The sequence below is a fragment of the Sphingopyxis bauzanensis genome, assembly GCF_002205675.1.
Lineage (GTDB): Bacteria > Pseudomonadota > Alphaproteobacteria > Sphingomonadales > Sphingomonadaceae > Sphingopyxis > Sphingopyxis bauzanensis.
The window spans coordinates 207,473-221,330 of the sequence record NZ_NISK01000003.1; the positions used below are offsets into that span (position 1 = coordinate 207,473).

Annotated in this window: 16 protein-coding genes; 11 read left to right on the forward strand and 5 right to left on the reverse strand. The window is 62.8% G+C overall.

Annotation, left to right across the window (positions count from 1 at the left end):
* The first annotated feature begins 117 nt into the window (after window positions 1-117).
* The 7 genes from CDQ92_RS12325 (at window position 118) to queE (ending at window position 6,314) form a co-directional block, all read left to right on the forward strand.
* On the forward strand, window positions 118-1,104 hold the full coding sequence (locus tag CDQ92_RS12325) for an LLM class flavin-dependent oxidoreductase (protein ID WP_088441713.1): 987 nt from the start codon (window positions 118-120) through the stop codon (window positions 1,102-1,104).
* Between the two features lie 105 nt (window positions 1,105-1,209).
* Window positions 1,210-2,397 (forward strand): aspartate aminotransferase family protein, encoded by a 1,188-nt coding sequence (locus tag CDQ92_RS12330; protein WP_088441714.1) that lies wholly within the window; start codon window positions 1,210-1,212, stop codon window positions 2,395-2,397.
* Between the two features lie 28 nt (window positions 2,398-2,425).
* Window positions 2,426-3,352 (forward strand): ornithine carbamoyltransferase, encoded by a 927-nt coding sequence (gene argF / locus CDQ92_RS12335; RefSeq protein WP_088441715.1) that lies wholly within the window; start codon window positions 2,426-2,428, stop codon window positions 3,350-3,352.
* Between the two features lie 10 nt (window positions 3,353-3,362).
* Window positions 3,363-4,280: an Hsp33 family molecular chaperone HslO gene (gene hslO, locus CDQ92_RS12340; RefSeq protein ID WP_229667080.1), complete on the forward strand. Its 918-nt coding sequence runs from the start codon at window positions 3,363-3,365 to the stop codon at window positions 4,278-4,280.
* Window positions 4,281-4,396: 116 nt separating this feature from the next.
* Window positions 4,397-4,801 (forward strand): DUF3617 domain-containing protein, encoded by a 405-nt coding sequence (locus tag CDQ92_RS12345; RefSeq protein WP_088441717.1) that lies wholly within the window; start codon window positions 4,397-4,399, stop codon window positions 4,799-4,801.
* Window positions 4,802-4,985: 184 nt separating this feature from the next.
* Window positions 4,986-5,678, forward strand: a complete 693-nt coding sequence (queC, locus tag CDQ92_RS12350) for a 7-cyano-7-deazaguanine synthase QueC (RefSeq protein WP_088441718.1) — start codon at window positions 4,986-4,988, stop codon at window positions 5,676-5,678.
* Window positions 5,679-5,681: 3 nt separating this feature from the next.
* The gene (gene queE / locus CDQ92_RS12355) at window positions 5,682-6,314 is read left to right on the forward strand and encodes a 7-carboxy-7-deazaguanine synthase (RefSeq protein WP_088441719.1); all 633 of its coding nucleotides are present in this window, start codon (window positions 5,682-5,684) and stop codon (window positions 6,312-6,314) included.
* Window positions 6,315-6,317: 3 nt separating this feature from the next.
* Here the strand turns inward: queE and CDQ92_RS12360 are convergent, their stop codons facing one another.
* From CDQ92_RS12360 to CDQ92_RS12370, 3 genes are all read right to left on the reverse strand, one after another.
* Window positions 6,318-6,659 (reverse strand): hypothetical protein, encoded by a 342-nt coding sequence (locus CDQ92_RS12360; protein ID WP_088441720.1) that lies wholly within the window; start codon window positions 6,657-6,659, stop codon window positions 6,318-6,320.
* A gap of 9 nt (window positions 6,660-6,668) precedes the next feature.
* Window positions 6,669-7,322 (reverse strand): lipoyl(octanoyl) transferase LipB, encoded by a 654-nt coding sequence (lipB, locus tag CDQ92_RS12365; RefSeq protein WP_088441721.1) that lies wholly within the window; start codon window positions 7,320-7,322, stop codon window positions 6,669-6,671.
* A gap of 78 nt (window positions 7,323-7,400) precedes the next feature.
* The gene (locus tag CDQ92_RS12370) at window positions 7,401-8,546 is read right to left on the reverse strand and encodes an ISAs1 family transposase (RefSeq protein ID WP_088441722.1); all 1,146 of its coding nucleotides are present in this window, start codon (window positions 8,544-8,546) and stop codon (window positions 7,401-7,403) included.
* A gap of 173 nt (window positions 8,547-8,719) precedes the next feature.
* Between CDQ92_RS12370 and CDQ92_RS12375 the strand changes: the two genes are divergently transcribed.
* Both CDQ92_RS12375 and CDQ92_RS12380 read left to right on the forward strand, forming a co-directional pair.
* The gene (locus tag CDQ92_RS12375; protein WP_088441723.1) at window positions 8,720-9,466 is read left to right on the forward strand and encodes a glycerophosphoryl diester phosphodiesterase membrane domain-containing protein; all 747 of its coding nucleotides are present in this window, start codon (window positions 8,720-8,722) and stop codon (window positions 9,464-9,466) included.
* A gap of 56 nt (window positions 9,467-9,522) precedes the next feature.
* The gene (locus CDQ92_RS12380; RefSeq protein ID WP_088441724.1) at window positions 9,523-10,395 is read left to right on the forward strand and encodes a hypothetical protein; all 873 of its coding nucleotides are present in this window, start codon (window positions 9,523-9,525) and stop codon (window positions 10,393-10,395) included.
* Window positions 10,396-10,455: 60 nt separating this feature from the next.
* On the opposite strand, the gene hemF is transcribed toward CDQ92_RS12380, so the two are convergent.
* Window positions 10,456-11,316, reverse strand: coding sequence for an oxygen-dependent coproporphyrinogen oxidase (gene hemF / locus CDQ92_RS12385; protein ID WP_088441725.1), 861 nt, complete (start codon window positions 11,314-11,316; stop codon window positions 10,456-10,458).
* The gene (locus tag CDQ92_RS12390) at window positions 11,313-11,771 is read right to left on the reverse strand and encodes a tRNA (cytidine(34)-2'-O)-methyltransferase (protein WP_088441726.1); all 459 of its coding nucleotides are present in this window, start codon (window positions 11,769-11,771) and stop codon (window positions 11,313-11,315) included. Before CDQ92_RS12390 ends, hemF begins: the two co-directional genes overlap by 4 nt.
* Window positions 11,772-11,993: 222 nt before the next feature.
* Here CDQ92_RS12390 and petA point away from each other — a divergent pair, with 222 nt between their 5' ends.
* Window positions 11,994-12,551, forward strand: coding sequence for a ubiquinol-cytochrome c reductase iron-sulfur subunit (gene petA, locus CDQ92_RS12395; RefSeq protein ID WP_088441727.1), 558 nt, complete (start codon window positions 11,994-11,996; stop codon window positions 12,549-12,551).
* Window positions 12,552-12,564: 13 nt separating this feature from the next.
* Complete coding sequence (locus CDQ92_RS12400; RefSeq protein WP_088441728.1) at window positions 12,565-13,851, forward strand: cytochrome b; 1,287 nt, start codon at window positions 12,565-12,567, stop codon at window positions 13,849-13,851.
* Window positions 13,852-13,858: the final 7 nt, after the last annotated feature.

Consider the following 13,858-nt stretch of genomic DNA (forward strand, 5'->3'; position numbering starts at 1 on the left):
TAATTGCGAGCGAAGCGAAGCAATCTAGGGTGTGGCAAGCCGCCCTGGATTGCTTCGCTTCGCTCTCAATGACGGAGAGAGGTTGAACCTTAGCCCCCGCCACCGCATATCCGTTTCATGACGAAACTTTCCTTCCTCGATCTCGTGCCCGTCATCGACACCGGTACGATTTCCCAGTCGCTCGCCAACGCCGCCGATCTCGCCCGCCACGCCGAAGCGCTGGGCTATGGGCGCTATTGGGTCGCCGAGCATCATGGCATGGCGGGAATCGCGAGCGCGGCGACCGCGGTCGTGCTGGCACATATCGGACAGGCGACGTCGACGATCCGGATCGGGTCGGCGGGCATCATGCTGCCGAACCACGCGCCGATGGTGATCGCCGAGCAGTTCGGGACGCTGGAGGCGCTGTTTCCGGGGCGCATCGATCTTGGCCTCGGGCGCGCCCCGGGGTCCGATCAGCGCGTCGCGCACGCCCTGCGCCGCACGCTCGCCAGCGATGAGCGGCAATTTCCGCAGGATGTGCTGGAGCTGCAAGCTTTTCTGGCGGGTGACGAGCAGCTTGGCATCACCGCGGTGCCGGGCGCAGGCACCCATATCCCGCTATGGATCTTGGGATCGAGCACGTTCGGCGCTCAGCTCGCGGCGATGCTCGGGCTGCCCTATGCCTTTGCCAGCCACTTCGCGCCCGACGCGCTCGACGAAGCGCTCGACATTTACCGGCGCCAGTTCAAACCCTCGGCGCAACTCGCGGAGCCCTATGTCGCCGCGGCGTTCAATAGCTTTGGCGCCGATACGCGCGAGGAAGCCGAGCTTCTTGCTTCGTCGCAGCAGCAGGCGTTCGTAGCGCTGCGCACCGGCAATCCGGGCAAGATGAAGCCGCCGCTCGCGGGCTATAAGGACAGCCTGCCGCCGAACGCGCGCGCGATCCTCGACCATGTGCTGCAATGCTCGGCGGTTGGCACTGCCGACGATATTGCCGCGGGGTTGCGGGCATTTGTTGCGCGGACCCGCGTCGATGAGGTGGTCATCGCGTCATCGATGTACGATCATGACGCACGCAAGCACTCGCTGGCGCTGACGATGAGCGCAGCGAAGGCGCTCTGAACGCCGCCGTGTTGACGCACCTTGCGCTGCGGCAGTATAGGGGCGGCCCGACCAAGGGCGGCCCATCGGGGTCGCCTTTTTACTTTTGCCTGAAAGGTGCCTGCCATGTCGATCACGCCGCTGATGCCCGTTTATCCCCGGTGCGGTGTGCGTCCGGTGCGGGGCGAGGGTGCGTATCTGATCGGCGAGCGCGGCGAGCGCTATCTGGATTTCGCCAGCGGCATTGCGGTGAACCTGCTGGGCCATGGCCATCCGCACCTGACCAAGGCGATTCAGGAGCAGGCGGCGACGCTGATGCACGTGTCGAACCTCTATGGCAGCCCGCAGGGCGAGGCCTATGCGGCGCGACTGGTCGAAAACACTTTTGCCGACACGGTCTTCCTGACCAACTCGGGCGCCGAAGCGGTCGAATGCGCGATCAAGACGGCGCGCGCCTATCATTCGAGCGCGGGCAATCCCGAAAAGCATAATCTGATCACTTTCAACAATGCGTTTCACGGCCGCACGCTGGGGACGATTTCGGCGACCAATCAGGAAAAGCTGCGCAAGGGTTTCGACCCGCTGCTTCCCGGTTTCGCCTACGCGCCGTTCGACGATCTCAACGCCGCGCTTGATCTGGTCGATGACAATACGGCGGGCTTCCTGATCGAACCGATCCAGGGCGAGGGCGGCATCCGTCCGGCGTCGCAGCCCTTCCTGCAGGGGCTGCGCGACATCTGTAACGACCGCGACCTGATGCTGGTGTTCGACGAAGTCCAGTGCGGCGTGGCGCGCACCGGCTCGCTCTACGCCTATCAGGAATTTGGGGTCACCCCCGACATCATGGCGAGCGCCAAGGGCATTGGCGGCGGCTTTCCAATGGGCGCGTGCCTCGCGACCGAGAAAGCGGCGCGCGGCATGGTCATCGGAACCCATGGATCGACCTATGGCGGCAACCCGCTGGCGTGCGCCGCGGGGCAAGCGGTGCTCGACGTCGTGCTGGAGGAAGGCTTTCTCGACGGTGTCAAGGCGACCGGCGAACGGCTGCGCGGGGCGCTCGAGCAGCTGATCCCGAACCATGACCAGCTGTTTGAAAGCGTGCGCGGCATGGGGCTTATGCTCGGGCTCAAGCTGCGCTCGGACAGCCGCGCCTTTGTCGCGCATTTGCGCGATAATCACGGGCTGCTGACCGTCGCGGCGGGCGAAAATGTCGTCCGCGTGCTGCCGCCGCTGAACATCGAGCAGAGCCATATCGACGAGTTTATCGAGAAATTGTCAGCGGGCGCGGCGAGCTATACGCCGCCTGAATCCTGATGTTTTCCGTTCCTGCAGAACGGAGGGCTTGATGCCCAATTTCCTGAATCTGTCCGACGCGGGCGGCGATGCCGTTGCGGCGATGATTGCCGACGCGATCGACCGCAAGGCGGCGCGCGCGGGTTGGGCCAAGGCGAAAGCCGACGCCGATGCGCCGCTCGCCGCTCATGTGCTGGCGATGGTGTTCGAGAAGAATTCGACGCGGACGCGCGCGTCGTTCGATATCGCCATTCGCCAGCTTGGCGGGGTGCCGATGATCCTCGACGCGGGGACGACCCAGCTTGGCCGCGGCGAGACGATCGCCGACACCGCGCGCGTCCTGTCGCGCTATGCCGATGCGATCATGATCCGCACCGACGATCATGCTAAGATCGAGGAGCTCGCCGAATTTGCAAGCGTCCCGGTGATCAACGGCCTGACCGACCTGTCGCACCCGTGCCAGATCGTCGCCGACCTGTTGACGATCGTTGAACAGGGCAAGGCGCTGCCCGGGCTGGAGCTCGCCTGGCTCGGCGACGGCAATAATGTGCTGTCGTCGCTGATCGAGGCCGCTGGGCTGTTTGGTTTCCATGTCCGCGCCGGTTGTCCGCAGGGCTATGAACCCGATGCGTCGTTCGTCGCAGCGGCGCGTGCCAAGGGCGTTCGCATCGACATCATGACCGACGCGCGCGAAGCGGTCGCGGGCGCCGATCTGGTCGTCACCGACACCTGGGTGTCGATGGGGCAGGATCATGCCCACAACAAGGTCGCGGCGATGGCGCCGTTCCAGGTCGACGAACGGTTGATGGCGGGAGCCAAGAGCGACGCGATTTTTCTCCACTGCCTGCCCGCGCACCGCGGCGACGAGGTTGTCGATGCGGTGATCGACGGGCCGCAATCGCGGGTGTGGGATGAGGCCGAGAACCGGGTCCATGCGCAGAAATCGATTCTGCTGTGGGCACTCGGCAAGCTGTGAGTTTGATAGTGTGAGCGACGAAATTATCGAAACCTGGTTCGACCAGCCTTTGCTGTTCACCATTGCCGCGCGCCATGTGCGCGGGCGGCTGGTACGGCTGGGGCCGACGCTGAACACGATCATCGCGGCGCATAATTACCCGCCGGTGGCGGAAAAGCTGCTCGGCGAGGCGTTGGTGCTGACCGTCCTGCTCGGCTCGACGCTCAAGGACGAGAGCGGCCAGATGACGTTGCAGGCGCAGACGGGCGGGGGGCCGATCGAATTGCTGGTCTGCGATTATCGCGGCGGCGAGCTGCGCGGGTACCTCAAGTTCGACGCTGAGCGGCTGGCGGCGGTCGGTCCCGACCCGACGTTGTTCGCTTTGTTCGGCGAAGGCTTCCTCGCGATCACCTTCGATCAGGCGACGACAGACGAGCGCTATCAGGGCATCGTCCCGCTCGAAGGCGCATCGATCGGCGAGGCGGCCGAGCATTATTTCGAGCAGTCCGAACAGATTTCGAGCCTGATCCGGCTCGCCGCGCGGCACGACCATGAGGCTGGCTGTGTCGCGGGCGGGCTGTTGCTCCAGCATCTACCCGAGGGTGAGGTCGGTCGCGATCGGCTGCACGTCCGCCACGATACGCCCGAATGGGACCATGCGCGCACGGTCGCGGCCACGCTGAAACCCGAAGAGCTGACCGACCCGGCGCATTCGCTGGAAACGCTGGCGTGGCGGTTGTTCCATGAGGATGAGGTGCGGGTCGAGCCGGGTGTGATCGTATCGCGCGGTTGCCGGTGCAGCACCGACTATTTTGCTGGTGTGCTTGCGCAGTTTCCGGAGACCGAGCGGGTCGATATGGCCGACGACAGCGGACGGATCGTCGTCGATTGCGCCTTTTGCTCGCGCATTTTCCCGATCCCGCTGGGCGAGATTTCTGCACCGAATTGACGACGAAACGGTCTAGTCCAGCGCCAAGCGGTTGAAATCGCCGCGCGCGATTGCTATCTCTATCGAAACGGGGTCGCGTATCAGCCCAAATATGGGCGCCCGATGGATAGGTGAAAATGGCGATCTCTGCTCCCTTGTTTCGATGTTTGCTTGGCGCGTGCTCGCTCGCTGGCGCCACCGCGGTGCCGGCACAGGCGCCGTCGCTGGCGATGCTCGACGGGCTGGAAAAGGGCAGCTGGCAGCTGCGCGAACGCGGCAGCGACGCGGTGTTGCAGACGGTGTGCGTCGGCGACGCGCGACGGATGATCCAGATCCAGCATCCGCGGGCCAACTGTTCGCGCTATATCATCGAGGACACGCCTAAATCGGTGACGGTGCATTACACCTGTCCCGGCGCGGGGCACGGCCGCACCAGCATCCGCAGCGAGACCAACCGGCTGGTTCAGATCGACACGCAGGGCATCGCCGACGGCAAGCCATTCTCGCAGGCGATCGAAGCGCGTCGCGCGGGGGCGTGCTAACGCTAACCAGATGTTAACCATCTTGCGCTAATCGGGAGTTGTGACACGCTGATGTGTGTCCTTCTCCCTAACGGCTTTCATGCCGCACTGGGCCGTGTGACCAACGTCGCGCGGCCCGTTTCTTTTGGTGCGGCGCAGCAAGCCGCCTCTTGCGCGGCTATCCGAGCGGGCGTATCGGGCGCCGATGCACGATGTTGCCGGAAAAACCCTGATCGTCCTGTTGTCGGGCGGGCTCGATTCGATGGTGTGCGCGGGGCTCGCGCGCGAAGCCGGCGCGCGCATCGTCGCGTTGACGATCGACTATAACCAGCGCCACCGCGTTGAGCTGGAATCCGCAGCGCGGATCGCGGCGGAGGTCGGCGCGGCCGAACATATCGTCCTGCCGCTCGACCTGCGCCGTTTTGGCGGCTCGGCGCTGACCGCCGACATCGACGTGCCGAAGAACGGGGTCGGCAGCGTTGTGCCGGTGACCTATGTCCCGGCGCGCAACCTTATCTTTCTGTCGTTGACGCTGGGACTCGCCGAAGCGCGGCGCGCGCAGGACATTGTCATCGGGGTCAATGCGCTCGACTATTCGGGCTATCCCGATTGTCGTCCCGATTTCATCGCCGGGTTCGAAGATCTGGCGCGGCTCGCGACGCGCGACGGCGACCAAGGCGTCGATTTCCGCATCCACGCCCCGCTACAGCATATGACCAAGGCCGACATTGCCGCCGAGGCAGCGCGGCTGGGGATGGACGCAGGAATGAGCTGGTCGTGCTATGACCCGACGCCCGAGGGGTTGCATTGTAGCTATTGCGACAGCTGCCGCTTGCGGAGCAAAGGCTTCGCCGACGCGGGGCTGGCCGATCCGACGCGCTATGCGGTCGGTCCCTGACCGGTGACTTACGCCGTCAAAGAGATTTTTCTGACCCTGCAAGGCGAGGGCGCGCAGGCGGGGCGCCGCGCGGTGTTCTGCCGCTTTGCGGGCTGCAATCTGTGGACGGGGCGCGAGCAGGATCGCGGCAAGGCGATCTGCAAATTTTGCGACACCGATTTTGTCGGCACCGACGGGACGCTGGGCGGCAAATATGCGGATGCCGTGGCGCTCGCGGCGGTGATTGCCGAATGCTGGGGACCGGGCGGCGACGAGCACTATGTCGTGCTGACCGGCGGCGAGCCGATGTTGCAGGTCGATGCGGCGTTGATCGACGCGCTGCACGAACAGGGCTTTACGATTGCGATCGAAACCAACGGGACGTTCGCGGTGCCGCGAAGCATCGACTGGATCTGCGTCAGCCCTAAAGCGGGCAGCGAGCTGGTGCAGTTGAGCGGCGATGAGTTGAAGCTGGTGTGGCCGCAGCCGGGCAGCGATGTCGAACGGCTCGCGGCGCTCGACTTCACGCACCGGCTGGTCCAGCCGCTCGACGATCCAAACGCCGCCGATAGTGTGCAGCACTGCATCGATCTGGTGATGGCTGATCCGCGCTGGCGGCTGTCGCTCCAGACGCACAAAAGCTTGGGATTGCGCTAGGGATCAGTCGCTCTTTTTTGCGGCGCTTTCGGTGGTGATCGCTTTTTTCGCGGCAGGGGCCGGGACGGCGTCGGGATTTTCTTCTTCCTCGGCGTCTGCGGTTTCATCGTCTGAGCTATCGGCGTCGGTTTTGGCCGCTTCTTTCTTGGTGCCGTCGTCGGGTACGCTGTTGTCGACCGCGGTGCCATCGACGCTGGCGTCGTCGAGGATGATCATCGAATCGCTGACCGACCCGGGCTGTACTTCGACAGCGTCGAGCTTGGTGGTCGTTTTGCCCCCTTGATCACCGCTGCCGCAGGCGGCGAGGACGAGGAGTGGGAGTGATGCGAGAAGGATACGGGTCATCGGCTGGTCCTAATCGCTCGGCCGAAGCTTGTCGAGAAAAGCGGGCAACGTGTCGGCCAGCGCCGAATCGACATCCGCAAAGGAAGCGGTCTTGCCGAGCGCGGCGAGGCTGGTGACCGGAAATTCGGCAATGCCGCAGGGCACGATTCCGCCAAAATGCGCTAGATCGGGCGCAACATTGAGCGAAAAGCCGTGCAGCGTTACCCAACGCTTCACCCGCACCCCGATCGCGCCAATCTTCGCCTCACGGCCGTTCTGGTCGTCGGTCCAGATGCCGATGCGGCCGTCGGCGCGGCGCGCTTCGACCCCGAGCAGCACCAGCGCGTCGATCACCCAACCTTCGAGCGCCGACACATAAGCGCGAACATCACGCCCGCGCTGCGTCAGGTCCAGCTGGACATAACCAACCCGTTGGCCGGGGCCATGATAGGTATAACGCCCGCCGCGGCCCGCGTCGTAAACGGGAAAGCGCGGATCGAGCAGTTCGGCAGGATCGGCGCTGGTTCCGGCGGTGTAGAGCGGCGGATGTTCGAGCAGCCAGATGCGTTCACTGCCTTCGCCAGCGTGGATCGCGGCGGCGCGCTGCTCCATGTCCGCCAGCGCTTGGGCATAGTCGGTCAGGCGAGAGGAGATGATCCATTCGGGGGGCGGCAGGTTGCTCATAAGGCGGGCTTCCTGCCTTGCCGCGACGCGCTGCGCAAGGCTCTGCGGACGGCTCGCCAGGGGAATCGGGTGAACAAGTCATCGTGAGATAATTGCGGCGAGGAAGTCATCATCCCAAGCTGCGACTTTTCTTCTGAGCCGCATCGAGTCTTTTCCCGGAGCGGATCGCAGTAGATTGTGCGCCATGTGCTTTATGGTGGTGAAGTTTGCAGGTGCATGCTCGGTGCGCACCCGGCATTCGTCATCGCGAAAGACCATATCCATAACCCAATGGAGACTGTTTTCGATCGCCCAGTGATGGCGCACGATGGCACCAAGCTGCTCGGCGGGCAGCTGCACCGAGGTTAGGTAGAGGCGGGTTTCGTGGGTGGCTTTGTCGCCTGTCTCGCGGATACTGTCGACGATGATGACGGCCTTCAGGCCGGGCCATCCATGGTCCTTGGGAAGCCAGTCGAGATTGTGGATGACGGTGGTCGCCCTGGTCTCGATGCGGCCATGGTCGCCATCGACCGTCGTGTTTTGGCTGATCTTGCACTCATGGAAGTTGCGCTCTTTCTGCTCGGCTACGAACAGCGCGACATCCTCGTGCAGAGCCGCCTGGTTCCCCTTGAGCGCCAGGACATACTCGGCCTTCTTGTCGAGGACCGTCTGAGCAATCACGCGTTGGCAGCCCATAGCGTCGATTGTCACGACGGCACCCTCGATATCCATCATGGCCAGTAATCGGGGGATAGCAGTGATCTCGTTCGACTTCTCGTCGATCTTGACCTGGCCCAGCACCAACCGCTGGCGAGCGGCAAATGCCGAGACCATATGGATCGCTGCCTTGCCGCCCGCCTTGTCGTGCGAACGACGCGATGTCTTGCCGTCGATTGCAATGACCTCGGCACAGGTCCCGGTGAGCGAGGCGACCCACTTCACAATGCACTGCTGGAACTGTTCGGCATCGAGCGTCGCGAAGATGTCACCAAGGTGATCGTGCGAGGGCGTGCCGGCAGCAAAGGGACGAAATCGCTGCAGAAAATCCAGCTTCTTCTCTCCAAAGCGGGCGATGTCGACGAATGTCTCCGCACCCGCCAAAACGCCCAGCAGCGCCAAAAGCAATATCTCCTCAAGCGGATACATCACCTTCGCCAGTTGGCGACCATCGACCAAGTCACGGAAATGATCCAGAAAAACTACCGCTTCGCCAAGCGCTCCGCTCGACTGATCACCACTGTCCATCACAATATCCCCGCGTCCAAATCTGAGGATTTGCATAGATTCAGCAATTCACGCGTTTGTCGCCCCTTCTTTCACCCGATTGCCCTGGACGGCTCGCCGACAGGGGTGGACAGAAGCGCCGAACAGCGGCACCTTCGCCGATAATCGGAACATCGAAAAATGACGGGGTATCAATGGTAAAATTCGACATGGGCGCGGCGTGGGACGACAGCGTCCAATTGCTGAAATCGCACACCGCTTTGATCGGGACGATCGCGGGCGTTTTCTTTTTCCTGCCGGCGCTCGCGGTGGCCTGGTTCGGCCCGGTGCCGATCGAGCCGCCCGCGGGCGCAAGCGTCGAACAGTCGATGGCGGCGCTTCAGCAAACATTTCGGCAAATGATTCCCGGTCAGATCATCGTGGCACTAACGACCATCGTCGGATCGGCGGCAATCCTGCGGCTGTGGCTGGCGCGGAGCGGGATCAGCGTCGGTGAGGCTCTGACATTCGGACTAATGTTCTTTCCGACCTTGTTCGCGGTGCAGTTTCTGTCGGGTCTCGCGATCGGTCTGGGGTTGATCCTGCTGATCATCCCCGGCCTGTATCTGGTCGGACGATTGACGCTGGCGGCGCCTAGCGTCGCCGATCGCAGCCTGTACAATCCCTTCGAAGCGCTGAAAACCAGCTGGGAACTGACGCGCAACAATGGCTGGGCGATCTTCTTCTTCTTGTTTCTGGTCACGATCGTGATCTTTATCGCGGCGATGATTGTCGGGCTGATCGTCGGCGCCATCGCCGGGACCGGCGATGGATTTGGCCGGATGCTGGGCGGCGTGGTCGAGGCCGGGTTCGGCGCGATCGGCAGCCTGGTGTCGGTTGCCATATCGGCAGCGGCGTATCGCCAGCTTGCGACGCGGACGCCGACCGACGTGTTCCAGTAGCACCAGCTTGCAGGACGACCTTTTGGGGAATGGGGTTTAACAACGGGGGAAGTGACATGATAAAGATGAGCATAGGGGCGGCCTTTTCGGAAACCTTTGCGTTTCTGAAGGCCAATTGGATGCAAATGCTGTTGTGGGTTGGCGGCGCCTTGGTTGTCGTCGGGCTGCTCGGCTATCTGTTCCTCGGATCGACATTTACCGCGATGGCGATGTCGGCGGGCGATCCCTCCGCAGCGTTTGGCGCGCTTGGCAAGATTTTCCTCTTCGCATTGATCGCTTCGGTCATTCTCTACGGCGTCTGCATGCTGATCTGGCGCGGCGGGATGCACCCCGGCGAAGCGCCCAATTTTGCGTGGGCGTTTCAGGCCGGACCGGCTTTTGCTTTCGGGACGTTCGTCGTGATGATCGCAGCCTATATCGTGATCATTGTGATCATGCTGATCCTTGGGCTGGTCTTTGGCGCTGCGTTGGGCGGCATGGGGTCGATGTCACCTGAAGCCTTGGCCTCGGGCGCGGTTGGCGGCGGTGCGATTTTTGTGATGATCATCCTGTACATCGCCGTGTTGGTGTTGATGCTTTGGGTGCAGGCGCGCTTTTCGGTGGCGGGTCCGGTGATGGCTGATCGTCTGACGCGCAATCCGGTCACCGGCTTTGCCGAATCCTGGCGGATCACCGGGGCGTCGCAGTGGAAGATTGTCGGGTTTTTCCTGCTCTTCACGCTGGCGATGCTCGCCTATATGTTCGTCGCCAGCCTGATCTTTGGCGGCATCCTCGGCGCGATTCTGGGCGGTTCAGCGGTTGGCGCGGTGCTGTCTCTGATCGTAATGGCGGCAGTCGTCTATCTCCCGATCATGATGTTCTCGTTCTCGATGCCGATTGGCATTTACCGCGCGATTGCGCCGCGCGCATCGGGTGATGTTTTCGCCTGAGCGCGTGATTTGAAGCAAAAATGAGAGGGCGCTCCGGAAACGGGGTGCCCTTTTGCTATCTCAGCTCCACTTGGCGAGCGGAGGCAGGCTCATCAGGATCGCGTCGATATTGCCGCCGGTCTTGAGTCCGAACAGAGTGCCGCGGTCATAAACCAGGTTGAATTCGGCGTAACGACCGCGCCAGATCAGCTGTTCCTCGCGGTCGGCATCCGTGAAGCTCTGGGTCATCCGGCGACGGACGATTTGCGGGAAAACGTCGAGGAAAGCCTCGCCGACCGCCTGCGTCAGCTGAAAATTGCGATCGAACTCGGCATCGTCGCCGCATTCGAGATGGTCATAGAAGATGCCGCCGACGCCGCGGTGGACGCCGCGGTGCGGGATATAGAAATAATCCTCGGCCCATTTGGCGTAGCGTTCGTAAACGTCGGGACCAAAGGGTGTGCAGGCGGCGCGCAGCCGCGCGTGGAAGGCGTCGGTATCCTCCTGATACGGAATCGGTGGATTGAGGTCGGCGCCGCCGCCAAACCAGCGCTTGGTCGTGACCAAAAAGCGCGTGTTCATATGCACCGCGGGGACATGCGGATTCGCCATATGCGCGACTAGGCTGATGCCGGTGGCGAAAAAGCTCGGGTCTTCGCCGGCGCCGTGGATCGACGCGGCAAAATCGGGGGCGAACTGGCCGCCGACGGTCGAGACATTGACCCCGACCTTTTCGAACACTTTGCCGGTCATCACGCCCCGCACCCCTCCGCCGCCTTCGCCGACTGCCAGGCCGTCGGCCTCGCGGTCCCACGGCGTATAGGCAAAGCGCGCATCGCTGCCTGCTTCCGCCTCGATGCTCTCGAATTCGGCGCAGATGCGGTCGCGCAGCGATGCGAACCAGTTGCGCGCGGTCTGCTGTTGCGGGTCGAGCGAGATCATGCCGGAAAGCCTTTCGTTTGCCTGAGCGCCTCGGCGAGCGCGATGCCAGCCGCGACCGCGACATTCAAGGAGCGAAAGCCCGACTGCATCGGAATTGCGACCCGCGCCGCTACGGCATCATGGACATAAGGCGGGACGCCCGAGGATTCGGCGCCGAGCAGCAGGACGTCGTCGGGCGTGAAGGCGAAGTCGGGCAGGGGTGTCGCGCCCGCGGTGGTGAGCAGCACGAGTCTCTGACCAGCCTCCGCGCTCCAATCGCGAAAGCTGTTCCAATCGGCGTGGCGGCGGACATTGGCGCGCACGGCATAGTCCATCCCAGCGCGCTTCAGTGCGCCGTCGGAGAAGGGAAAACCGCACGGCTCGATAATATGCGCCGGCACGCCGAAACAGGCGGCGGTGCGCAAGGTCGTACCGACATTGCCGGCGATATCCGGCTGAAACAGGGCGATTTCCATCATATTGCCATAGCGAGGCGGGGGGTGGGAATCGAGGGGCTTTGCTGCGTCGCGACAATGGGGTGCCAGAAGGGGAAATTGCCTGTTGGCAAGCCCCGGATGTGCGGCTATCAGGCCCGCAATTCCCGGAGGGGCCGCCGGGGCGCGTCCTTTCGTGCGCGCGCAACAGGGCGACCCGACTTTCCGAGAACTTTGTCAGTTCACCCATGCAAGGGCAGTCGAATGGCCAGTGAATCCGAACTCAATGCCGGCATCGAAGATGGCGTGCGTCGCCGTGACTTCATCAATATTGCGGCCGTGAGTTTTGCCGGGGTTGGCGCGGTGGCGGTGGTGCTGCCGCTGGTCAACCAGATGAACCCGTCGGCCGACGTGCTGGCACTGTCGACGACCGAAATCGACATTTCGGCGATCCAGGTCGGACAGGCGATCAAGACCAGCTGGCGCAAGCAGCCGGTGTTCGTGCGCAATCTGACCCCGGCAGAAATCGCTGAAGCCAATGCCGTTCCGATGAGCGACCTGCGCGAACCGCAGACGCTGGCCGACCGCACCAAAGTGGGCAAGGAAAACTGGCTGATCACGCTGGGCGTCTGCACACATTTGGGCTGTGTGCCGCTTGGCGCTGCCGAAGGCGAGAACAAGGGCGATTTTGGCGGTTATTTCTGCCCGTGCCACGGGTCGCACTACGACACCGCGGCGCGCATCCGCAAAGGCCCGGCGCCGACCAACCTGGTCGTGCCGCCTTATGAATTTACCGGCGACACTGTCGTGACGATCGGCTGAGGAGCGAGATAAGATGAGCTTTCCCTGGGCCAAACCCTATGAGCCGAAGCATCCGCTAATGAAGTGGATGGACGAGAAGCTGCCGATCCCGCGTCTGGTGTATAACGCCACCGGTCCCGGCTATCCCGTCCCGCGCAACCTCAACTATTTCTGGAATTTCGGCGTCCTTGCCGGCGCCGCGCTGATGATCCAGATCATCACCGGTATCGTGCTGGCGATGCACTACTCCGCCAATGTCGGGGTCGCGTTCAATTCGGTCGAGCATATCATGCGCGACGTCAACGCCGGCTGGTTCATTCGCTACGCGCATATGAACGGCGCGAGCATGTTCTTCATCGTCGTTTATCTGCACATTTTCCGTGGCCTCTATTACGGTTCGTACAAGGCGCCGCGCGAAATGGTGTGGCTGCTCGGTGTGGTGATCTTCCTGCTAATGATGGCGACCGCGTTCATGGGTTATGTGCTGCCGTGGGGCCAGATGAGCTTCTGGGGCGCGCAGGTGATCACCGGCTTCTTCTCGGCGATACCGATCGTCGGCGAGCCGGTGCGCCAGTGGCTTCTCGGCGGCTTTGTCCCCGACAATGCGACGCTCAACCGCTTCTTCTCGCTGCACTATCTGCTGCCGTTCGTGATCTTGGGCGTGATCATCCTCCACATCTGGGCGCTGCACATTCCGGGGTCGAACAACCCCACGGGCATCGAGGTGAAGGACGAACAGGACACCGTCCCGTTCCACCCCTATTACACCGCAAAGGACGGCTTCGGGCTTGGCATCTTCCTGCTGGTGTTTGTCGCGCTGACCTTCTTCAGCCCGAATATGCTGGGTCACGCCGACAACTATATCCCGGCGAACTCGCTGTCGACGCCGGCGCATATCGTTCCTGAATGGTATTTCCTGCCCTTCTATGCGATTTTAAAGGCCTTCACCTTCAACTTCCTTTGGATCGACGCAAAGCTTTGGGGCGTTATCGCGATGTTCGCGTCGATCGCACTGCTGTTCTTCCTGCCGTGGCTGGACAGCTCGCCGGTCAAGTCGTCGACCTATCGCCCACTGTACCGCTGGTTCTTCTGGGTCCTCGTCGCCGACGTGTTGCTCCTCGGGGTGTGCGGCATGATGCCTGCCGAACAGCCGTGGGTGATCCTCAGCCAGCTGGGTTCCATCTATTACTTCGCCCACTTCCTGGTCATTCTACCCATCGTCTCGCGGATCGAACGTCCGCTGCCGATGCCGAACTCGATCACCGAAGCGGTCCTTGCCAAACATGCCCCCGACACCGTGTCGGGTCCAGCAGCGGCCTGAGCGCCAG